Genomic DNA, 19702 nt, shown 5'->3' with positions numbered 1-19702 from the left:
GTCAGGCCTATGCCTGCCCTATGCCTGCCCCTGCTCCTGGGCCTCGATGCCGAGCTCGGCGAGCAGGCCGCGGACCAACTGCTCGATCCGGTCGCGGATCGGTCGCACGGCCTCGACGCCCTGGCCCGCCGGGTCCGCCAACTGCCAGTCCAGGTACCGCTTCCCGGGGAAGAACGGGCAGGCGTCGCCGCAGCCCATGGTGATCACCACGTCGGAGGCCCGGACCGCCTCGACGGTCAGGACCTTCGGCACCTCGGCGGAGACGTCGATCCCGACCTCGGCCAGGGCCTCGACCACCGCCGGGTTCACCGCCCCGGCCGGGGCGGAGCCGGCCGAGCGGACCTCGACCCGGTCACCGCCGAGGCGGGTGAGGAAGGCGGCGGCCATCTGGGACCGGCCGGCGTTGTGCACGCAGACGAACAGCACGGACGGGACGGCGGGAGTGCTCACGAGAGGGATCCTTCGAGGGTGTGCGGGGCGAGAGTCGGAGAGGTCAGCGGGCGGCCGCGGCCGGGTGGTGGTCGCCGTGCGGGACGACGACGTCCTCGGCCGCCGGGGTCGGGCGGCCGAACAGGACCGCTACCAGCACGATGCCGACGGCCAGGCCGACGAGCTGGGCGGCGATGAACGGCAGCACGGAGGCGGGGGCGATGCCGGCGAAGGTGTCGGTGAACGCGCGGCCGATCGTCACCGCCGGGTTGGCGAAGCTGGTGGAGGACGTGAACCAGTAGGCGGCGCCGATGAAGGCGGCGACCGCGACCGGGGCGAAGTGCGCGCGGCCGACGCGGGCCAGGCCGAAGATCAGCAGGATCAGGCCGGCGGTCGCGACGACCTCGCCCAGCCACAGCTGCGGAGCCCAGCGGGCATGCGTCGACCAGCGCACCAGCGGCTCGCCGAACATCGCGTCCGCCAGCACCGCCCCGCCGACCGCCCCGGCGACCTGCGCCGCGACGTAGGCCGCCACCTCCCGCAGCCCGGGCCCGCCCCCGGCACGGCGCCCGGTCCACCAGGCGGCCAGCGTCACGACGGGGTTGAAGTGGGCACCGGAGACCGGGCCGAGCAGCAGGATCAGCACACCGAGGCCGAACACGGTCGCCAGCGAGTTGGCCAGCAGCTGGACGCCGACGTCCGGGGAGAGCCTGGTGGCCTGGATGCCGGAGCCGACCACGACGGCGACCAGCGCGCCGGTCCCGACGAACTCCACGGCCGCCCGCCGGCCCAGCGGCGCCGTCCCGGTCATCCGGACTCCCCGGCGGGGGCCCGGAGCAGCGCGGACAGCTTGGCCAGCGTGGCGGGCAGCACCCAGTAGTAGACCCACGTCCCCCGGCGCTCGGAACCGACCAGCCCGGCCTCGCGCAGCACCTTGAGATGGTGCGAGATCGTCGGCTGCGACACGTCGAACGGCCCGGTCAGGTCGCAGACGCAGGCCTCGCCGCCCTCGTGCGAGGCGATCAGCGACAGCAGCCGCAGCCGCACCGGGTCGGAGAGCGCCTTGAACGCCTTCGCCAGGTCGACGGCGGCCGCCTCGCCCAGGGGCTCGCGGACCAGCGGCGAGCAGCACGCGGCCGCGTCGTCCTGATCGAGCACCGGCAGTTGCAGATTCGACATACGTCTATGTTGACAGCCATCTATGCAGGTGGCAACCTCGCCCATATCGACACCTGTCGAATCAACACCAAGGACCGGGGAGACCCACCATGTCCCGCGTACAACTCGCCCTCCGCGTCGCCGACCTCGACGGCTCCGTCGCCTTCTACTCCCGCCTGTTCGGCGTCGAACCCGCCAAGCGCCGCCCCGGCTACGCGAACTTCGCCGTCACCGACCCGCCGCTCAAGCTCGTCCTCCTCCAGGGCGAGGCCGACACCCCCACCCACCTCGACCACCTCGGCGTCGAGGTCGGGAGCACCGAGCGGGTCGCCGCCGCCACCGCCCGCCTCAAGGACGCCGGGCTGGCCACCTTCGAGGAGAACGACACCTCCTGCTGCTACGCCCTCCAGGACAAGGTCTGGGTCCACGGACCCGGCCGGGAACCCTGGGAGGTCTACGTCGTCAAGGCCGACGCCGACACCCTCGGCAGCAGCGCCGACGGCGCCCCCATCACCGCCGCCTGCTGCACCGAACCGGCACCCACCGCCGCAGGCTGCGCCTGCGGTTGACCCCCCTCACCACCACCGACAGCCGGCCCCGCGCCTCGACCGGCGCCGCCCTGGCCCGGATTCAGGAACGCCCGGCGCGGGCCGTGGGCAGCCAGGTGCGGTAGCGGCGCAGGGCCTGGCGCTGCTGGAGCTGTTCGGCGAGCAGGGCGACGGCCGGGTGGGTGCCGGGCCTGGGGGCGCGGCCGCGGGCGAGGCGGCGGAGCTGGTGGCGGACCTGGGCCATGGTGGCGGCCGAGGCCATGGCCTTGTCGGACCAGGCGACCGGGCGGATCCCGCGGTCGGCCTCGCGTCCGGCGGCCCAGCGCTCGGGCAGGTCGGGGGTGACGGCGAGGGCGGTGCCGATGCCGACGACCTCCACGCCGCCGGCCAGGACCCGTTCGGCGGTGTCACGCCGGGTGATGCCGCCGGTGAGCATCAGCGGGAGCGGGCTGGTGGTGGCCAACTCCTCCGCGAGGTCCAGGAAGTAGGCCTCGCGGGCGCGGGTGCGGTCGTCGGCGGGGCGGCCGGTCATGGCGGGGCTCTCGTAGCTGCCGCCGGAGAGTTCGACCAGGTCGACGCCGAGCGGTGCGAGCATCGCGATCACCTGCCGGGCGTCGTCGGCATCGAAGCCGCCGCGCTGGAAGTCGGCGGAGTTGAGCTTGACCGCGACCGCGAAGGCCGGCGGGACGGCGGCCCGCACGGCGCGGACGACGTCCAGCAGCATCCGGGCCCGGTTCTCCAGCGACCCGCCCCAGGCGTCGGTGCGCCGGTTGACCAGGGGTGACAGGAACTGCGACAGCAGGTAGCCGTGCGCGGCGTGGATCTCGACGCCGTCGAACCCGGCCTCGGCGGCGCGCGCGGCCGTGGTCGCGAACCGGTCGACGGTCGCGCCGATCTGCTCGGGGGTCATCGCCGTGGGCCGGCCGAAGCGGCTGCTGTGCCGCCCCAGGTCGACGCCCACCGCGGACGGGCCCCACACCACGCCGGGCATGTCGGCGGCGACCTGGCGGCCGGGGTGGTTGATCTGCATCCAGACCGCCCCGCCGCCGGACCTGGCGGCCTCGGCCCAGGCGGTGAACGGCTCCAGCGGCGCGGCCTCGTCGAGTACGACGCCGCCCGGGCCGGTCAGCGCCTCGGCGTGGACCATGACGTTGCCGGTGATCAGCAGGCCGGTGCCGCCGGCGGCCCAGCGCCGGTAGAGCTCCAGCATCCGCCGGTCGGGCAGCTGGCCGTCGCCGGCCATGTTCTCCTCCATCGCCGCCTTGGCGATCCGGTTGCGCAGGACAGCCCCCGAGCGCAGGTGCAGGGGTGAGAACAGCTGGCTGGCCATTCGGGTCTCCTCTCCATCGAAGCCGTCGCATCGCTCGCGACGGACATCGCCTAGGATGTGTACATCGCTCACATTAGGCGAGAAATGTGAGCGGTGCATACATCTGGGAGGGTGACCCATGCCACAGCCGACGACCGGCTCGTACCACCACGGCGACCTGCGCGCCGCCTGCCTGCGCGCCGCCCGGGAGCTGCTGGAGGAGGACGGCGGCTCCGGCCTGTCCCTGCGGGCGGTGGCCCGGCGGGCCGGCGTCTCGGCGACCGCCCCCTACCGCCACTTCGCCGACCGCGAGGCCCTGGTCTCCGCCGTCGCCTCGGAGGGCTACCTCGAACTCGCCGCCGCCCTCACCGCGGCGCACCCCGCGCCCGCGACGCCCGACGAACTCGCCGCCGTCGCCGTCGCCTACGTGCGCTTCGCCCTCGACCGCCCGGCGCTGTTCCGGGCGATGTTCGCCGAGCCCTGCGACCCGGCCAACGAGGAACGGGCGGCCGCGACCGCCGCCGTCCGCCAGTACGTCCACGGCATCGTCCACGGCGTGTTCCCCGACGCCGACCCGGAGGCGCTGTCCACCGCGGTGTGGGCGCTGGTCCACGGCCTGGCCTTCCTGCACCTGGACGGCAAGCTCGACGCCGCCTCCCCCGAGACGGTCTCCGCCCAGGTCACGGCGGCCGTCCTGGCGACCTTCGCCATCGCACCGACCAAGGCGTAGCGGCGGCGCAGGCGTGACCCCGACGCGGGCGTGGCGCCGACGCAGGCGTGGCGCCGTCAACGTGCCATCAGGGAAGCGACCGCCGGGATCAGGGACGCGTCAGGGGCCGACGCTCCCCCGGGCCCCACGGGCATAACGTCGTTACCGCGCCCGGCGATCGCGGGGCGCACCACCCTTCCGCCGCACCCGTGAGGCACGCCATGCAGCAGCACCTGAGCTCCGAGGATCCCGAGCCCTCCCCGCGCGACCCGGCCGGACCGCTCCTGGTACCCGTCCGGTCGGGTCCGCTGGGCCACACCGCCCGGATCTTCCGTACCGCTCTCGGCGACCGTACGGCCGTCGCCTTCACCACCCCGCAGCGGCTCACCGCCGTACTGGGGCCCGCCCAGCCGTGGATCGCGCTCGCCGAGCCGGCCCTGCGCGCCCTCACCGAGCCGCTGGGCGTCACGACGCTCACCGTCGACCCCCAGCTCGCCGCCCCCGCACCCGGCCCGTCCGCGTCGTACCGGCGCCTGCCGCACCGGCCTACACCCGGCCCCGCCGCGACGGTCCCGCAGCGGCCGGGCCGGCTCTCCGCCGCCTGACCATCCCCGCTGCCCCTCGTCCCTCTCCCCTCCCCCCGAGTCACCTCCGGACGGCGTCGATGGCCGGTCCGCCGTCCGGAGGTCCGTCCTCCCCGTCCGTCGCGGGTGGCGCGCGCAGCGCCCCCGCTCAGGTCGTCGGGAGCAGCTCGTCGGCGCGCTCCGCCACCTCGCGGTGGAGGGCGTCGCGCACCGCGCGCACGGCGGGGCGGGTGACGGCCTCCCGGCGCACGGCCAGGACGATCGGCAGCCGGATGTCGACCTCCTCGGCCAACAGCCTTCGCAGTCCGGCCCGTTCGGCCAGGAAGGCCGGCAGCACGCCGATCCCGGCCCCCACCCGGGTCGCCTCCACCTGGGCGAAGACGTTGGTGGAGGAGAACGCCGGGGTGACGCCGGGCAGGTGGCGCTCGATGTCGAGGTCGCCGACCTGGAGCATCGACTCGATGTAGAACACCAGCGCGTGGTCCCGGAGTTCGGCGGGCGTGCGGGGGCTCCCATGCCGGGCGAGGTACTCGTCGGCGGCGTACAGGCCCAGCGCGTAGTCGGTGAGGTGCTCGGTCACCAGTCGGCTGCGCGGTGGCCGGCCGATCGCCAGCGCGAGGTCGAAGCCGGCCGGGTGCAGGGTCAACTGGCGGGTTGCCGTAATGAGTTCGGCCTGCAGACCGGGGTGGCGCCGACGCACCCGGGCCAGCGCGGGGGTGGCGAATACGGTACCGAAGCCGTCCGGGGCGCTCACCCGTACGGTGCCGCGCAGCGACGGCGCGTCCTGGCCGGACACCGCGTCGACGACCTGGTCGAGGGCGTCCTCGATCGCGCGGGCGCCCTCCGAGACGGCCTTCCCCGCGTCGGTCAGTGCCCAGCCTTCGGTGCCGCGTTCCATCAGCCGTACGCCGAGGCCCCGTTCCAGCGCGGTGATGCGGCGCGACACCGTGGTGTGGTCCACCCCGAGCGCGTCGGCCGCGGCCACCAGCCGCCCGGTGCGGGCGACGGCGAGCAGGTAGCGGAGGTCGTCGGCGCGGAGCCTGCGCGGGTCGCGCCCCCGGGTGTCCGCGGGATCCGTACCGGCCGGGTGGGAACGGGAGTTCACCGCACCACGCTATCTGCATTTGTGCACACCCGGTCTGCGCGATTGGCGATTGAACGCACGGCCCCGCCGACGGCACAGTCGAACCCGGCCGGGCCCGCCCGCCCCGCCCTCCCCAGCGTCGAGAGGTCCCCGATGGTCGCCAGCCTGTCCCTGCCCCGGATCATGCGCGTCGGCCGGGGCGCCGTCGAGGTGTTGGGCGAGGTGATGGCGGGCCTGGGGCTGAGCCGCCCGCTGCTGGTCACCGACGCGTTCCTGGTCGGCACCGGCGCGGCGGACCGCCTCGGCACCGTGCTGACCGGCGCGGGGCTGAGCCCCCGGCTGTTCGCCGACACCGTGCCCGACCCGACCACCGACTCCCTGACCGCGGGCCTCAAGGCCCTGGAGGAGCACGGCGCGGACTCCGTCATCGGCTTCGGCGGCGGCAGCCCGATGGACAGCGCCAAGGCCCTCGCCCTGCTCGCCGTCCAGGGCGGCCGGATGCGCGACTACAAGGCGCCCCGGGTCACGCCCGGCCCGGCGCTGCCGGTGATCGCCGTCCCCACCACCGCCGGCAGCGGCTCGGAAGCGACCCAGGTCACCGTCATCACCGACAGCGACACGGACGAGAAGATGCTCTGCCTGGGCCCGGCGTTCCAGCCGCTGGCCGCCGTGATCGACCCGGACCTCACCCTGTCGATGCCGCCCCGGCTGACCGCCGACACCGGCATCGACGCCCTCACCCACGCCGTCGAGGCGTACGTGAGCCGCAGGGCCAACCCGTTCACCGACGGCCTGGCCCTCACCGCGATCGGCACCATCGGCCGCCACCTGCGCCGCGCCTACGCGGACGGCACCGACACCGTGGCCCGCGAGGCGATGATGCTCGCCGCGACCCAGGCCGGGCTGGCCTTCTCCAATTCCAGCGTCGCCCTCGTCCACGGCATGAGCCGCCCGATCGGCGCCCACTTCCAGGTCGCCCACGGGCTGTCGAACGCGATGCTGTTCCCCGCCGTGACGGCCTTCTCGGTGCACGGCGCACGCGCCCGCTACGCCGACTGCGCCCGCGCCCTGGGCGTCGCGACCGCCGGGGACCCGGACGACCTGGCCGCCGACCGGCTCGTCGACGCGCTCCGCGCACTCTGCCGTGACCTGGCGGTGCCCACGCCCCGCAGCCACGGCATCGACCGGGACGACTGGACCAGGCTGACCCCCGTCATGGCCGAGCAGGCCCTGGCCTCCGGCTCGCCCGCCAACAACCCCGTCGTCCCCACCGCCGAACAGATCCGGGAGCTGTACGCCCGGATCTACGGCTGACCCGGCCCGGCACCGCCGTCCCGCGCCGAAGGCCAGGGTGCGGCGGCCCGGGGGCTCACCAGCATCCGGATGTCCTCGGCCGCCCAGAGGACGAACCGCTCGACCGGTACCACCCGGTGCCCCGGCTCCGGCCGGAAGCGGAAGCGCTTGAGCAGCACCGCCAGCAGCAACTGGGCCTCCACGGTGGCCAGTCGGGCGCCCTCGCAGGCGCGCGGCCCCAGGCCGAACGGGATCCAGGCCAGCCGCGGGCGCCCCGCCGACTCCGCCGGGCCGAATCGCTCGGGCCGGAACCGCTCCGGCTCGGGCCAGTACGCGGGGTTCAGGTGGACGGCCCGGATCGGCAGGAAGACCACCGTGCCGGCCGGCAGCTCGTGGCGGCCGACGGTCAGCGGGGCGGTGGTCCGCCGGGCGCCGTACGGCCCGGGCGGGTAGCAGCGCCCCCACGGCCGCCTCGGCCGGATCGAGCCGGGCACACCGGTCCAGCACTACCCCCATGTCCGTTCCGCCCCCTTGCGTTCGGCGGGCGGTCACCCTACGACGCCGAGTCGCGGTCGGCACCGCCGGGTGACCGCGGCACGGATAATGGCCGGACCGCCGGCCGACCGGGCCGGCGGGCGGCGATCGATCGAGAGGCAGCGCACGGATGACCCTGGAGGCAGGACGACGCGTCAGGTTGACGGAAGACCTCGGGCTGGGTGAGGCCGTCGCCGGCGAGCCCGCTGCCGCCGTCGGCTTCCTGTCGCTGGGCGCCGGGGCGGAGGGCGTCGTCGAGCGGGTGGACGGCGAACTCCCGGAGAGCGAAGGGGTCCGCGAGTACCAGCGGCTCAAGGCGCTGTTCGACGACTACGGGCACACCGTGCCCGAGGCCAGCCGGGAGCGGCTGGTGGCGCAGCTCGCCGCGCTGGAGCCGGAGTGGGCCGAGCACCGGGAGCGGGGGCGCCGGGTGACGGTCCGGGTCCGGCTGGACAACGGGTTCGTCCTCGACGGTGTACACCAGGACGTCCTTGCCGCACTGTGAGAGGGGGTCGTTCCGGCCCGGACGACGGGAGGCAGGACGATGCCCGACTGGACTGGAGGCAAGCCGGTGCCCGACATGACCGGTGGCAGCGCCGACCGCGATGCGGCGGCCCCCACCGAAACCACCCCCGCCGAAGCAGCCGCCACCGAGGACCCGACCACCGAGGCTCCGGCGGACGCCGGGAGCACGCCGGACAACTGAGGGCGTCATCACCCGCGCGGCGGCCGGACCGGGCCGCCGCGCGGGTGCGTCAGCCCGTCCCCGGGTTGATCCGGGCCCGCTGGGCCAGCAGCTCGGTGAAGGCCACGGTGAGCGGGTCGGGGCGGGTGCGGGTGTAGGCGGCGAGGGCGCGGCGGACCGGCGGGTCGGGCCGCAGCAGCAGGCCGTCGAAGTGCGGCGGCACGATGTCGGCGGGCACCAGCGCCGGGCCGAGGCCGGCCGCGGCCAACAGTGGTGCGGCGGAGGTCTGTTCGGCGCGGACGGCCGCCCGGGGGTGGAAGCCCGCGCGGGCGCAGGCCTGGTCGAGCAGGTCGGCGAGGCCGTTGTCGGGGCCGTAGTGGACCCAGGCCCGGTCGGCGAGTTCACCGAGGGCGATGGAGCGGGTGGGGCGGGCCGCGAGCGGGTCGTCGGAGGCCAGTACGACCGTGAACTCCTCGACGCCGAGCTCCCGGATCGGCCCCTCCCAGCCGTCCGGCACCGGGCCGATGGCGAGGTCGGCCCGGCCCGCGGCCATCGCTTCCTGGAGCCGCTCGGCGTGGGAGTACTCGCGCAGCCGGATCCGTACGCCGGGGTGCCGACGGTGCCAGGCCCGCAGGACGGGCGGCAGGATGCCGAGGCTGATCGAGTAGACGGCGGCGACCTCCAGCTCCCCTTCCTCCAGCCCGCTCGTGCGTCGGGCCACCGCTTGCAGGCGCTCGGCCTCGGCCAGTGCCGCCCGGGCGTGCGGCAGGACGGCCCGGCCGGTCGGGGTGAGCCGGACCGCGCGCGGCAGCCGTTCGAGCAGCGGGCCGCCGAGCGCGCCCTCCAGGGCCCGGACCTGGTGGGAGAGCGCGGGTTGGGTGACGTGCAGCTGCTCGGCGGCGCGGGTGAACGAGCCGGTGTCGACCACGGTGACCAGGTATTCGAGCTGTCGGAGCGTCGGCGTTGCCATGAGCGGATTTTATGGCAGTGGTAGAGAACAAGCCTTGGACTCATGGCAGCGCCCCGGGAGAGGGTCGAGGTGCGGCCGCCGCCCGAGACGCAGCGGACGGCCGGATCCCCGACGCCCCCGAAGGAGCACCCCCGTGTCCATCGGCACCCCGCCGCCGTCCGCCGTCACTCCGCCGCAGGGAACCTCGCTGCTGGGCCAGCGCCTGATCGTGGTGGGCGCGGGTTCGCGCACCGGCCGCGCCGTGGCCACCGCCGCCTCGGCGGCCGGCGCCACGGTCGTCCTGGCCGGCCCCGACCCGCGCAAGCTGGAGTGGACGGCCGGCGAACTGGGCGGACCGTCCGAGGTACTGCCCGTCGACCTCGTCGAGGAGCACTCGATCGCCCGGTTCGCCGAGCGGGTCGGCACCTTCGACCACCTGGTCTCGACCGCCGCGATGCCCGCCAACGGCCCGCTGCGGGACCTCGAACTCGCCGACGTCCAGCGGGCGTTCGCCGCCAAGGTGATCGGCCCGCTGCTGCTCGCCAAGCACTTGGCCGGGCAGGCCTCGGAGCGCGGCTCGTTCACCTTCTTCTCCGGGGTCGCCGCCTGGCGCCCGGCGCCCACCCGCACGGTGATGGCCACCACCAACGGCGCGCTGGCCTTCCTGGTGCAGGCCCTGGCGGTGGAGATCGCCCCGGTCCGGGTCAACGCGGTCTCCCCCGGCATCGTCGACACCGGCTCCTGGGACGGCCTGGGCGCCGACAAGGACGCCTTCCTGCGCGGCGTCGCCGCCCGCAACCCGGCCCGCCGGGTCGGCACCCCGGAGGACCTGGTCAAGGCCGTGCTGTACGCGATCGACAACCCGTACGTCACCGGCACCGTGCTGCACGTGGACGGCGGCGGCCGGCTCGCCTGACCGCCCACCACCGTCCACCCCGCCCCGCCCCGACCGGCCTCGCCCCGACCCACCCCGCCCCACCCCACCCCACCCCGAGGAGCAACTCCCCATGCCCTGGCCGATCCTGAGCCACAGCGCCACCCGTACCGCCGCCGTCCTCGCCACCGTCGCCGCCCTCGCGACGGGCACCGCGGCCGCCGCCCCGGCCCCCTCCTCCGAGCGGGGCCACCACCGACCCGCGCCCAGCTGGCCGCAGAACCTGATCGACCGCTCGCCCGACCTGGTCCAGCCGAAGGCGCTCACCGCGGACCGCTCGATCGGCACCCGGCGCGCGGCCCAGGAGGTCCACCTGGCCCAGCAGTTGTACACCTTCTGGAACACCGGCCAGCAGCGCTACCTGGACGCGGCGATCGACCCGCAGTTCCGGGACAACACGCTCCCGCCCGGCCGCCCCCAGGGCCCGGCCGGACCGCTGTTCGCCTCGAAGAACTTCCGCGCCGCCGTCCCGGACCTGACCTGCGAGCTGTCCGACGTCCTGGTCGCCGGTGACCGGATCACCGCCCGGCTGGTCTTCCGCGGCCACTTCACCGGCACCTTCGACGGCGTCCGGGGGCGGGGCCAGGCCGTCGAGTTCAACGCCATCGACATCCAGCACGTCGGTACCGACCGGATCGTCGAGGACTGGCACATCGAGGACAACCAGGCGCTGCTGGCCCAACTGGGCGTCGCCGACTGAGTTCTGACGATCGGCCCGGTTCCGGCAATCCCGTGGCCGGAACCGGGCCGAGCTGTAACCATGGTCCGATGCGCATACTGATCATGGGCGGCACCCGCTTCGTCGGCCTCCACTTCGCCCGGGCCGCGCTGGCCGCCGGGCACGACGTCACCGTGCTGCACCGCGGCCGCTCCGGCGCCCACCTGCTCCCCGAGGCCACCCACCTGATCGCCGACCGCGACGCCGACCTCACCGCGCTGCGCGGCCTGAGCTGGGACGCCACCGTCGACGTCAGCGCCTACTACCCTCGCCAGGTACGGCAGTTGGCCACCGCCCTGGACCCCGGCGCGGCCGGGCACTACCTCCTGGTCTCGTCCATGGCGGTCTACGACACCCCCGCCGCGCCCGGGTTCGCCGAGGACTCCCCGCTGCTCCCGGCCGACGGCCCGGAGCCCGAGGAGATCACCCCGGCCACCTACGGCATGCTCAAGGTCCAGTGCGAGCGCGCGGCCGTCGAGCGCTTCGGCCCGGACTCCCTGCTGGTGCGGCCGACGTACGTGATCGGCCCCCAGGACTACACCCACCGCTTCGACCACTGGGTGCAGCGGATCGCCCGCGGCGGCGAGGTGCTGGCCCCGGGCCGGCCCGACGCCCCGCTCCAGGTCGTCGACGCCCGCGACCTCGCCGACTGGATGCTCGACCTGCTGACGAAGGGCGCCACCGGCGCCTACCACGCCGCGACTCCCCCGCCGTTCACGATGGGCGACCTGCTCGACGCCATCGCCTCCGCCGTCGCCCCGGCCGGGACCACGCTCACCTGGACCGACGACGACTTCCTCCGGACGTCCGGCATCCAGGACCGCGCACTGCCGCTGTGGCACTCCGACCCGCTGCGCCGGGCCGCCAACACCGCCGACCCCGCCGCCGCCCTCGGCACCGGCCTGCGGCTCCGCCCGGTGGCGGACACCGCCCGTGACATCGAGCCGTTCGAACCGCTGCCGCAGGCCCTGACCCCGACCGCCGAGGCCGACCTCCTCGCCGCCTGGCACCGCCGCTGAACCAGGGCCGGGCAGCTGTCCAGTCATCCAGCGGACCTCCAGCGGCCCCGCGGCTCAGTCGAGCTCGGTGTCGCTGAGCCCGAGCCGCAGGTGCTCGATGTGGTAGACGGCCTGGTCGAGCAGGGCCGCGACGTGGTTGTCGTACAGCGCGTAGACCACCGAGCGGCCCTCGCGCCGTCCGACCACCAGGCCGAGGTTGCGCAGCAGCCGGAGCTGGTGGGAGCAGGCGGACTGCTCCAGCCCGACCTCGGCGGCGAGTTCGGTGGCGGCACAGGGGCCTTCGCGCAACCGGGAGAGGATCAGCAGCCGGGAGGGGGTGGCCAGGGCCTGCAGGGTGGTGGCCACCCGGGCGGCGCTGGCTTCGTCCAGGCGGGTGTGCGGGACGGCGGTTGCGGGGGCTGCTCCATGACCCATGCGGGCAATAGTACAACTCATACATGAAGAAGCGTTCATATGTTCATGTATGGTGAGTGAGTCACCGGCTCCGCCCTGCCCCGAGCCACCGGTTCCGCCCTGCCCCGAAGGGTCCCGTCCGCATGCCCACCACCCTGATCGAGCGCCCCGCGACGCCCGCCGCACCGCGCCCCGACAGCGCCCCGCGCCGCCGCACCCGGGTGTTCGCCCTCCCCGAGGCCCGCTGGGCCGCCGCCGCGACCGTGCTCTTCCTGATCGCGCTCCCGCTCCAGCTCACCGGCGCCCCGGCCTGGGCCTGGGCGCCGCTCTACGCCCTCGCGTACGCCACCGGCGGCTGGGAGCCCGCCTGGGCCGGGCTCCAGGCCCTGCGCGAGAAGACCCTCGACGTCGACCTGCTGATGATCGTCGCGGCGCTCGGCGCCGCCGCCGTCGGCCAGGTCATGGACGGCGCGCTGCTGATCGTCATCTTCGCCACCTCCGGCGCCCTGGAGGCCCTGGCCACCGCCCGCACCGCCGACTCCGTCCGCGGACTGCTCGACCTGGCCCCGCCCACCGCCACCCGGCTGCTGCCCGACGGCGCCGAGGAGAGCGTGCCGACCGAACGGCTCGCCGTCGGCGACACCGTCCTGGTGCGCCCCGGCGAGCGGATCGGCGCCGACGGCCGGGTCCTGGACGGCGCGAGCGAGGTCGACCAGGCCACCATCACCGGCGAGCCGCTGCCCGTACCCAAGCAGCGTGGTGACGAGGTGTTCGCCGGCACCCTCAACGGCACCGGCGCCCTGCGGATCCGGGTCGAACGGGACGCCGCCGACTCGGTGATCGCCCGGATCGTCCAGCTGGTCGAGGAGGCCTCGGAGACCAAGGCGCCGACCCAGCTGTTCATCGAGAAGGTCGAGCAGCGGTACTCGATCGGCATGGTGGTCGCCACCCTGGCCGTCTTCGCCGTGCCGCTCGCCCTCGGCGCCGCCTTCACCGGCTCGCTGCTGCGGGCGATGACCTTCATGATCGTCGCCTCGCCGTGCGCCGTGGTCCTCGCCACCATGCCGCCGCTGCTCTCCGCGATCGCCAACGCCGGTCGCCACGGCGTCCTGGTGAAGTCCGCGGTCGTGATGGAGCGCCTCGGCCAGGCCGACGCCGTCGCCCTGGACAAGACCGGCACCCTCACCGAGGGCACCCCCCGGGTCACCGACCTCCGCCCGCTGACCGGCTCCGGCCTGTCGGAGGAGGAGCTGCTCACGCTGGCCGCGGCCTCCGAGCACCCCAGCGAGCACCCGCTCGCCCGCGCCGTCGTCGACGCCGCCCGCACCCGCGGCCTGGCCCTCGCCGCGGCCGAGGACTTCACCTCCGCCCCCGGCATCGGCGTCACCGCCACCGTCGGCGGGCGCGCCGTCGCGGTCGGCGCCCCGGCCCGGATGCCGAACGGCTCCGCGGACGAGGTCCGGGCCGAAGCCGCCGCCCTGGCAACCGAGTTGGAGGACGGCGGCCGCACCGCCGTCCTGGTCGTACGGGACGGCGTCCCGGTCGGCCTGCTCGGTATCGCCGACCGGCTGCGCCCCGACGCCGCCGCCACCGTCCGCGCACTCACCGCCCTGACCGGCACCGCCCCGATGCTGCTCACCGGGGACAACCCGCGGGCCGCCGCCCGACTGGCCGCCGAGGTCGGCATCACCGACGTACGCGCCGGCCTGCTGCCGCAGGACAAGGTCGCCGCCGTCCGCGAGCGGGAGCAGGCCGGGCGGAAGGTCCTGGTGGTCGGCGACGGCGTCAACGACGCGCCCGCGCTGGCCGCCGCCCACACCGGCCTCGCGATGGGCCGGGCCGGCTCCGACCTCGCCCTGGAGACCGCCGACGCCGTCATCGTGCGCGACGAACTCGCCACCGTCCCGGCCGTGGTGGCACTCTCCCGGCGGGCCCGGTCGCTCGTGGTGCAGAACCTGGTGATCGCCTCGGTGTTCATCTCCGTGCTGGCCGTCTGGGACCTGGTCGCCACCCTCCCGCTGCCGCTGGGCGTCCTCGGCCACGAGGGCTCGACCGTCCTGGTCGGCCTCAACGGCCTGCGGCTGCTCCGCGAGTCCGCCTGGACCAGGGCCCGGGCCGGAACCGCCCGCTGAGCCACCGGCCGAACAGCTCAGGCCGCCGCCCCCGGCACCGAAGGGGGCGGCGGCCTTCCGCACGCTCGGGGTCAGCTGTGCTTCCAGCTCACCGAGAAGGCGCTGCCGCCGCTCAGCCCGGAGGTGGTGGCCTTGGTGACGCCGCCGGAGGCCATCGTGATGGCGTCCGGGTTGAACCCGCCCAGGCTCTGGCCGTTGACGCTCGCGCCGCTGAACGCCACCGAGTGGAAGTTCGACAGCGGGAGCACCCCGGTGGAGCTGGACGGGGCCTCGGCGATCACCTCGGCGGAGGCCAGGGCGGCGCTCTTGAGAGACTTGTTGACGGTCCGGCTCCAGCCCGCCGTGGTGTCGGCGAGGGTGAGGGTGAAGGAGCCGCTGCCGTTGGTGGTGACGCTCGCGGTGAAGTGGTCGCCGGGGCGCACGGTGTTGCTGAAGTTGACCGGGTACGCCGGGTACATCTCGTACCAGGACGAGTACACCGGCGAGCCGCCGGAGCAGTCGGCCTCGGTGCCGGTCTGCTCGACGCTGTTGCTGCCGTCACCGTCCAGGCCGACCCAGAAGCTGGACCAGGTGTCGGTGCCGGTGCAGGAGACGGCGGGCTGGACCCAGCTGGCCTTGACGCTGGTGAACCGGCCGCCGGTGGCGGCGTAGCCGGACCAGTTGCCGCTGGTGCTGTGCAGCGTGCCGCCGCCGTGGTGGGCGGCGAGCGGGGCCTGGACGAGGGCGGGGGCGGTGGCGGCGACGGCCGGTGCGGCGGCGCCCAGAACGGTCAGCAGGGCGGTGGTCACGGCGAGGGTGCGCCGACGGGCTTCGGGCATGGCTACTCCCTTGTGAGGGGGTGGAGTTGGCCGAGCGTCGACAAAGGTAGACCCGCCGGGTCGACCCGAGAGGTCACGCGGACATAACGAACCGTCACCCCGTCAGGGCGTCACGGGCAGGCCGCGAAGGGGCGGGTACGTAGGGGCGGGGCACGAAGGGAGCGCGCTACTCGGCGCCGGCGAACGGCTCGACTGCGGGGAGCACCGGCGACGGGGCCGGCGCGTCGTACTCGGCGAGCATCGCGCGGGTGAAGCCGAAGAAGTAGGTGGCCAGGAAGCCGACGACGTAGCCGGTCAGCAGGCCGCCGCCGTAGACGGCCGCGCTCGCGGCCAGGCCGTGCGGGCCGGCCAGCAGCGGGAACAGCGCCCAGCCGGACGGGCCGACGGCGGTGGAGCCGACGGCGCTGCCGAGCTGGCCGACCACGCCGACGAAGGCACCACCGGCGGCGCCGCCCACGCAGGCCGTGACGAACGGGCGGCCGAGCGGCAGCGTGACCCCGTAGACCAGGGGTTCGCCGATGCCGAGCAGCCCGGCCGGGAGGGCGGAGCGGATGGTCGCCCGGATCGAGGCGTTGTGGCGCAGCCGGAGGTAGACGGCCGCGGCGCAGCCGACCTGCCCGGCGCCGGCCATGGCGAGGATCGGCAGCAGCACGGTGGAGCCCTGCTGCTGGATCAGGGTGGTGTGGATCGGGATCAGCGCCTGGTGCAGGCCGAGCATCACCAGAGGCAGGAAGAGGCCGCCGAGCACCATCCCGGCGAGCAGTCCGCCGTGGGCGAGCAGCCAGGTGGCGGCGTGGCCGATGCCGGTGGAGACCTCCCCGGCGACGTACATCAGGCCGTACAGGGCGGCCAGCCCGCCGAACAGGACGGTGACGGTGGGGGTGACCAGGACGTCCAGGGCGGCGGGCACGATCCGCCGTGTCCAGCGCTCCAGCCGGACGGCCAGCAGCGCGGCGAGCAGCGCCCCGACCACGCCGCCCTGGCCGGGGGTGAGGTGCTGGCCGAAGGCCTCCACCTTGGCGACCCCGCCGTAGACGATCACCCCGGCCACCGCCCCGCCGAGCACGGGTGTGCCGCCGAACTCCTTCGCCGTGTTGTAGCCGACGAAGACGGCGAGCAGGGACATGAACCCCGAGGAGACGGCCGTCAGCGCGGCGACCAGGGCCGGCGCCCAGCCGAGGTTGGCCAGCGCCCCGGCGAGCGCGGCGACGATGCCGCAGCCGATCAGGGCGGGGATCAGCGGGACGAAGACGTTCGCGATCCGGCGCAGCGCCCGCTTGACCGGGGTCGCGTTGCGCACCCGGGCCTCCGCCCGGATCCGCTCCCCGCGCCCGGCGAGGTCCTCCGCGGTGGGGGCCGAGGCGGTGGGAGCCGAGGCGGTGGGGGCCGGGCCGTCGGCCGTCTCGGCCCCGCCGCCGGCATCGAGCAGCCGCAGCAGCTGCGCGGTGACCCCGGTGACGGCCGCCGGGCCGAGCACGATCTGGTAGGTGTCGTCGTCGACGGTGCCCAGGACGGCCGGCAGCGCCGCGAGCGCCGCGCGGTCGACCAGGGAGCGGTCCGCCAGGCCCAGCCGGAGCCGGGTCATGCAGTGGGCCACCGAGCGGATGTTGGCGGCGCCGCCGACCAGCGGGAGGATCGCCTCGGCCACGGCGCGGTTCTTCTCGTCCGACATGCCAAGGGAGGTACCCGAATCGCCCCGGCGCCCAACCGGGGCCCGCCAGGCGCACCCCGTACGCCCCATCCTGCTCGACGAACCCGACGCGCCCTGACGTGACCTGACCCGACCCGACGCGCCCTGACGCCCCGGCGCCCTCTCCCACACCGCCACCGAACCACCCTTGTGCGGTGGGGTGTTGACGAACCGAAGCCGCCCGGCCGCCCACCCCGCCGGCCCGGCCGTACGGCGCGGGGCCCGGCCCGGCCTCGGCCGTTCCGTGTGCGAGGTGAACCGCCGCTCAGCGCGGCCGGCGGCGAGGCGGCGCCAGTGGCGGGATCCCGCCCGGTCAAGCCTCGGTCATGGGGTGGACTTCGGCCTTGTTCGCCGCCGCCGGGCTTGGCTACCTTCCTACCGCTGACGCCGTGAAGGCTCGGCACCACCTCCTTGGCATGCCCCGATCATCGATCGTCCGGCGGCGCTCCTCCGTCCCCCACGGGCCGACGTGCCGTGCCCCGCCGACCCTCCAGGGCAGCCGTCTGCTCGTGCGCGTCTCCCCCTCACACCCCGGGCCTGCCCGCCGACCGGCCGCCTGACGACGGCCTCCTCGGCGCCCCCGGGGTCCCACCCCCCGCCTGGGAGGGCTCCGTTGCGCAACTTCCTCCGTTCCCCCCTGCGGCACCGCCGGCTCCGGGCCGGCACCGCGACCTTCGCGGTCGGCGCCGTGGTCGCCGCCGGCCTCGCGCTCGCCGCCCCGGCCGACGCCTCGGCCACCTGGTCCGGCACCTCCGGCAACGGCGTCAAGCACGTGTGCGCCAAGCCGAGCGGCCCGCACCGGATGGCCTGCGACGCGCTGGTGCGCACCGACGTCGTCCAGCCGCACGCCTTCGCCCTGAACGCGGTCTCGCCGGACGCGACGCCGTCCGGCCTCGGCCCCGGCGACCTGCAGAGCGCCTACGCCCTGCCCGCCAACGGGGGCGCCGGTCAGACCGTCGCCATCATCGACGCGCAGGACGACCCCAACGCCGAGTCCGACCTGGCGACCTACCGCACGCAGTACGGGCTGCCCGCGTGCACCACCGCCAACGGCTGCTTCAAGAAGATCGACCAGAACGGCGGCACCAGCTACCCGACCTCCGACACCGGCTGGTCGGGCGAGATCTCCCTCGACCTCGACATGGTCTCCGCGGTCGCGCCGAACGCCCACATCCTGCTGGTCGAGGCCAACTCGGCGACCATGGGCGACCTCGGCGCCTCGGTCAACCAGGCCGTCGCCCAGGGCGCGAAGTTCGTCTCCAACAGCTACGGCGGCGCCGAGGACTCCAGCGACACCACCTCGGACAGCCAGTACTTCAACCACCCCGGCGTGGCCATCACCGCCTCCTCCGGCGACTCCGGCTACGGCGCCCAATACCCGGCCGGCTCCCAGTACGTCACCTCCGTCGGCGGCACCTCGCTGACCCGCGCCTCCAACGCCCGCGGCTGGAGCGAGTCCGTCTGGGGCACCAGCTCCGGCGGCGAGGGCGCCGGCTCCGGCTGCTCCGCCTACGACCCCAAGCCCAGCTGGCAGACCGACAGCGGCTGCGCCAACCGCACCATCGCGGACGTCTCCGCCGTCGCCGACCCGGCCACCGGCGTCGCCGTCTACCAGACCTACGGCGGCAGCGGCTGGGCCGTGTACGGCGGCACCAGCGCCTCCGCGCCGATCATCGCCGCCGTCTACGCCGACGCGGGCGCCCCGGGCGCGGGCGACGTCCCGGCCAAGTACGCCTACCAGCACGCCGGTTCGCTGAACGACGTGACCAGCGGCGCCAACGGCACCTGCTCGCCGACCTACCTCTGCACCGCCGGCGCCGGCTACGACGGACCGACCGGCCTCGGCACCCCCAACGGCCTGGCCGCCTTCACGGCCGGCGGCAGCAGCGGCGGCAACACCGTCACGGTCACCGGCCCCGGCAACCAGAGCGGCACCGTCGGCACCGCGGCCAGCCTGCAGATCCACGCCAGTGACTCGGCCTCCGGCCAGAGCCTGAGCTACTCGGCCACCGGCCTGCCGGCCGGACTGTCGATCAACTCCTCGTCCGGCCTGATCTCCGGCACCCCGACCACGGCGGGCAGCAACAACGTCACGGTCACCGCCAAGGACACCACCGGCGCCACCGGCTCCGCCTCCTTCACCTGGACCGTCGCGGGCTCCGGCGGCGGCACCTGCACCGGCGGCGGCCAGCTGCTCGGCAACCCCGGCTTCGAGACCGGCACCGCCTCCCCGTGGACCGCGTCCAGCGGCGTGATCGACAACTCCAGCAGCGAGCCGAGCCACTCCGGCTCCTGGAAAGCCTGGCTCGACGGCTACGGCAGCACCCACACCGACACCCTCAGCCAGACCGTCACCATCCCGGCCGGCTGCAAGGCGACGCTCAGCTTCTGGCTGCACGTCGACACCGCCGAGACCGGCACCACCGCCTACGACAAGCTCACCGTCCAGGCCAACTCCACCACCCTGCACACCTACTCCAACGTCGACGCCGGCACCGGCTACGTGCAGCGGACCTTCGACCTGTCGAGCTTCGCGGGCCAGAGCGTGACCCTCAAGTTCACCGGCACCGAGGACTCCTCCCTGCAGACCAGCTTCGTCATCGACGACGCCGCCATCAACGCCTCCTGACAGTGAGGATGTTCATGAGCGGTTCCCGGGCAGGTCTGACTCGCCTCCTGACTGACCTCGGGTCCTCAACGGGATCTGTCGGCCTCG

At 74.9% G+C, this 19702-nt stretch carries 20 protein-coding genes and 1 pseudogene; 11 read left to right on the top strand and 10 right to left on the bottom strand.

Annotation, left to right across the window (positions count from 1 at the left end):
• Positions 1 to 18 precede the first annotated feature (18 nt).
• From ACFV8H_RS36555 to ACFV8H_RS36545, 3 genes are read right to left on the bottom strand one after another with little or no spacing between them, the layout of a single operon-like run.
• Positions 19 to 450 carry an arsenate reductase ArsC gene (locus tag ACFV8H_RS36555; protein WP_380408438.1) on the bottom strand — a complete coding sequence of 144 codons (432 nt, stop codon included), beginning with the start codon at positions 448 to 450 and terminating at the stop codon, positions 19 to 21.
• Between the two features lie 43 nt (positions 451 to 493).
• A complete protein-coding gene (locus ACFV8H_RS36550) occupies positions 494 to 1240 on the bottom strand; it encodes an aquaporin (protein ID WP_380408436.1) in 747 nt (248 codons plus the stop codon).
• Positions 1237 to 1608, bottom strand: coding sequence for an ArsR/SmtB family transcription factor (locus ACFV8H_RS36545; protein WP_380408434.1), 372 nt, complete (start codon positions 1606 to 1608; stop codon positions 1237 to 1239). Before ACFV8H_RS36545 ends, ACFV8H_RS36550 begins: the two co-directional genes overlap by 4 nt.
• A gap of 89 nt (positions 1609 to 1697) precedes the next feature.
• Here ACFV8H_RS36545 and ACFV8H_RS36540 point away from each other — a divergent pair, with 89 nt between their 5' ends.
• Entirely contained in the window at positions 1698 to 2156 is a 459-nt protein-coding gene (locus ACFV8H_RS36540) for an ArsI/CadI family heavy metal resistance metalloenzyme (protein WP_380408432.1), read from the top strand.
• Positions 2157 to 2217: 61 nt separating this feature from the next.
• On the opposite strand, the gene ACFV8H_RS36535 is transcribed toward ACFV8H_RS36540, so the two are convergent.
• Complete coding sequence (locus ACFV8H_RS36535; RefSeq protein ID WP_380408430.1) at positions 2218 to 3465, bottom strand: NADH:flavin oxidoreductase/NADH oxidase family protein; 1248 nt, start codon at positions 3463 to 3465, stop codon at positions 2218 to 2220.
• Between the two features lie 118 nt (positions 3466 to 3583).
• On the opposite strand from ACFV8H_RS36535, the gene ACFV8H_RS36530 reads away from it, so the two are divergent.
• Together ACFV8H_RS36530 and ACFV8H_RS36525 are read left to right on the top strand one after the other, a co-directional pair.
• Entirely contained in the window at positions 3584 to 4174 is a 591-nt protein-coding gene (locus ACFV8H_RS36530; protein ID WP_380408428.1) for a TetR/AcrR family transcriptional regulator, read from the top strand.
• Between the two features lie 200 nt (positions 4175 to 4374).
• Entirely contained in the window at positions 4375 to 4758 is a 384-nt protein-coding gene (locus ACFV8H_RS36525; RefSeq protein ID WP_380408426.1) for an SAV_915 family protein, read from the top strand.
• A 127-nt stretch (positions 4759 to 4885) separates the two neighbouring features.
• Here ACFV8H_RS36525 and ACFV8H_RS36520 read toward each other — a convergent pair whose 3' ends face one another.
• The gene (locus ACFV8H_RS36520) at positions 4886 to 5842 is read right to left on the bottom strand and encodes a LysR family transcriptional regulator (protein WP_380408424.1); all 957 of its coding nucleotides are present in this window, start codon (positions 5840 to 5842) and stop codon (positions 4886 to 4888) included.
• 132 nt (positions 5843 to 5974) lie between these two features.
• Here ACFV8H_RS36520 and ACFV8H_RS36515 point away from each other — a divergent pair, with 132 nt between their 5' ends.
• Positions 5975 to 7135, top strand: coding sequence for an iron-containing alcohol dehydrogenase (locus ACFV8H_RS36515; RefSeq protein WP_380408422.1), 1161 nt, complete (start codon positions 5975 to 5977; stop codon positions 7133 to 7135).
• On the opposite strand, the pseudogene ACFV8H_RS36510 reads toward ACFV8H_RS36515, so the two are convergent.
• Positions 7126 to 7572, bottom strand: a pseudogene (locus ACFV8H_RS36510) (cytochrome P450); the annotation flags it as partial. The gene ACFV8H_RS36515 and the pseudogene ACFV8H_RS36510 sit on opposite strands and share 10 nt — an antisense overlap.
• A 236-nt stretch (positions 7573 to 7808) precedes the next feature.
• Here ACFV8H_RS36510 and ACFV8H_RS36505 point away from each other — a divergent pair.
• Positions 7809 to 8153 (top strand): hypothetical protein, encoded by a 345-nt coding sequence (locus ACFV8H_RS36505; RefSeq protein WP_380408420.1) that lies wholly within the window; start codon positions 7809 to 7811, stop codon positions 8151 to 8153.
• A gap of 39 nt (positions 8154 to 8192) precedes the next feature.
• Positions 8193 to 8354, top strand: a complete 162-nt coding sequence (locus ACFV8H_RS36500; RefSeq protein WP_380408418.1) for a hypothetical protein — start codon at positions 8193 to 8195, stop codon at positions 8352 to 8354.
• Positions 8355 to 8403: 49 nt separating this feature from the next.
• Here the strand turns inward: ACFV8H_RS36500 and ACFV8H_RS36495 are convergent, their stop codons facing one another.
• Positions 8404 to 9303, bottom strand: coding sequence for a LysR substrate-binding domain-containing protein (locus ACFV8H_RS36495; protein WP_380408416.1), 900 nt, complete (start codon positions 9301 to 9303; stop codon positions 8404 to 8406).
• A 133-nt stretch (positions 9304 to 9436) separates the two neighbouring features.
• Here ACFV8H_RS36495 and ACFV8H_RS36490 point away from each other — a divergent pair, with 133 nt between their 5' ends.
• From ACFV8H_RS36490 to ACFV8H_RS36480, 3 genes are all read left to right on the top strand, one after another.
• Positions 9437 to 10198, top strand: a complete 762-nt coding sequence (locus ACFV8H_RS36490) for an SDR family oxidoreductase (protein WP_380408414.1) — start codon at positions 9437 to 9439, stop codon at positions 10196 to 10198.
• A gap of 91 nt (positions 10199 to 10289) precedes the next feature.
• Positions 10290 to 10916, top strand: a complete 627-nt coding sequence (locus tag ACFV8H_RS36485) for an ester cyclase (protein WP_380408412.1) — start codon at positions 10290 to 10292, stop codon at positions 10914 to 10916.
• Between the two features lie 68 nt (positions 10917 to 10984).
• Positions 10985 to 11953 (top strand): NAD-dependent epimerase/dehydratase family protein, encoded by a 969-nt coding sequence (locus ACFV8H_RS36480; RefSeq protein ID WP_380408410.1) that lies wholly within the window; start codon positions 10985 to 10987, stop codon positions 11951 to 11953.
• A 54-nt stretch (positions 11954 to 12007) separates the two neighbouring features.
• Here the strand turns inward: ACFV8H_RS36480 and ACFV8H_RS36475 are convergent, their stop codons facing one another.
• The gene (locus ACFV8H_RS36475; protein WP_380408408.1) at positions 12008 to 12367 is read right to left on the bottom strand and encodes an ArsR/SmtB family transcription factor; all 360 of its coding nucleotides are present in this window, start codon (positions 12365 to 12367) and stop codon (positions 12008 to 12010) included.
• Between the two features lie 122 nt (positions 12368 to 12489).
• On the opposite strand from ACFV8H_RS36475, the gene ACFV8H_RS36470 reads away from it, so the two are divergent.
• Positions 12490 to 14478, top strand: a complete 1989-nt coding sequence (locus tag ACFV8H_RS36470) for a heavy metal translocating P-type ATPase (RefSeq protein WP_380408406.1) — start codon at positions 12490 to 12492, stop codon at positions 14476 to 14478.
• A 71-nt stretch (positions 14479 to 14549) separates the two neighbouring features.
• Here ACFV8H_RS36470 and ACFV8H_RS36465 read toward each other — a convergent pair whose 3' ends face one another.
• Positions 14550 to 15296 (bottom strand): G1 family glutamic endopeptidase, encoded by a 747-nt coding sequence (locus tag ACFV8H_RS36465; RefSeq protein WP_380408404.1) that lies wholly within the window; start codon positions 15294 to 15296, stop codon positions 14550 to 14552.
• A 166-nt stretch (positions 15297 to 15462) separates the two neighbouring features.
• Positions 15463 to 16968 carry a PTS transporter subunit EIIC gene (locus ACFV8H_RS36460; protein WP_380408402.1) on the bottom strand — a complete coding sequence of 502 codons (1506 nt, stop codon included), beginning with the start codon at positions 16966 to 16968 and terminating at the stop codon, positions 15463 to 15465.
• Positions 16969 to 17599: 631 nt separating this feature from the next.
• Here ACFV8H_RS36460 and ACFV8H_RS36455 point away from each other — a divergent pair.
• On the top strand, positions 17600 to 19615 hold the full coding sequence (locus ACFV8H_RS36455) for a putative Ig domain-containing protein (RefSeq protein ID WP_380408400.1): 2016 nt from the start codon (positions 17600 to 17602) through the stop codon (positions 19613 to 19615).
• The last annotated feature ends 87 nt before the right edge of the window (positions 19616 to 19702 follow it).

This window comes from Kitasatospora sp. NPDC059827 (assembly GCF_042731675.1).
Lineage (GTDB): Bacteria > Actinomycetota > Actinomycetes > Streptomycetales > Streptomycetaceae > Kitasatospora.
This window is presented reverse-complemented; position numbering and strand designations above follow the sequence as displayed.

Coding starts and splice junctions, on each gene's coding strand:
- ACFV8H_RS36550 (WP_380408436.1), bottom strand. CDS start 1,240: ATGACCGGGACGGCGCCGCTGGGCCGGCGGGCGGCCGTGGAGTTCGTC.
- ACFV8H_RS36545 (WP_380408434.1), bottom strand. CDS start 1,608: ATGTCGAATCTGCAACTGCCGGTGCTCGATCAGGACGACGCGGCCGCG.
- ACFV8H_RS36540 (WP_380408432.1), top strand. CDS start 1,698: ATGTCCCGCGTACAACTCGCCCTCCGCGTCGCCGACCTCGACGGCTCC.
- ACFV8H_RS36535 (WP_380408430.1), bottom strand. CDS start 3,465: ATGGCCAGCCAGCTGTTCTCACCCCTGCACCTGCGCTCGGGGGCTGTC.
- ACFV8H_RS36530 (WP_380408428.1), top strand. CDS start 3,584: ATGCCACAGCCGACGACCGGCTCGTACCACCACGGCGACCTGCGCGCC.
- ACFV8H_RS36525 (WP_380408426.1), top strand. CDS start 4,375: ATGCAGCAGCACCTGAGCTCCGAGGATCCCGAGCCCTCCCCGCGCGAC.
- ACFV8H_RS36515 (WP_380408422.1), top strand. CDS start 5,975: ATGGTCGCCAGCCTGTCCCTGCCCCGGATCATGCGCGTCGGCCGGGGC.
- ACFV8H_RS36500 (WP_380408418.1), top strand. CDS start 8,193: ATGCCCGACTGGACTGGAGGCAAGCCGGTGCCCGACATGACCGGTGGC.
- ACFV8H_RS36495 (WP_380408416.1), bottom strand. CDS start 9,303: ATGGCAACGCCGACGCTCCGACAGCTCGAATACCTGGTCACCGTGGTC.
- ACFV8H_RS36485 (WP_380408412.1), top strand. CDS start 10,290: ATGCCCTGGCCGATCCTGAGCCACAGCGCCACCCGTACCGCCGCCGTC.
- ACFV8H_RS36480 (WP_380408410.1), top strand. CDS start 10,985: ATGCGCATACTGATCATGGGCGGCACCCGCTTCGTCGGCCTCCACTTC.
- ACFV8H_RS36475 (WP_380408408.1), bottom strand. CDS start 12,367: ATGGGTCATGGAGCAGCCCCCGCAACCGCCGTCCCGCACACCCGCCTG.
- ACFV8H_RS36470 (WP_380408406.1), top strand. CDS start 12,490: ATGCCCACCACCCTGATCGAGCGCCCCGCGACGCCCGCCGCACCGCGC.
- ACFV8H_RS36465 (WP_380408404.1), bottom strand. CDS start 15,296: ATGCCCGAAGCCCGTCGGCGCACCCTCGCCGTGACCACCGCCCTGCTG.
- ACFV8H_RS36460 (WP_380408402.1), bottom strand. CDS start 16,968: ATGTCGGACGAGAAGAACCGCGCCGTGGCCGAGGCGATCCTCCCGCTG.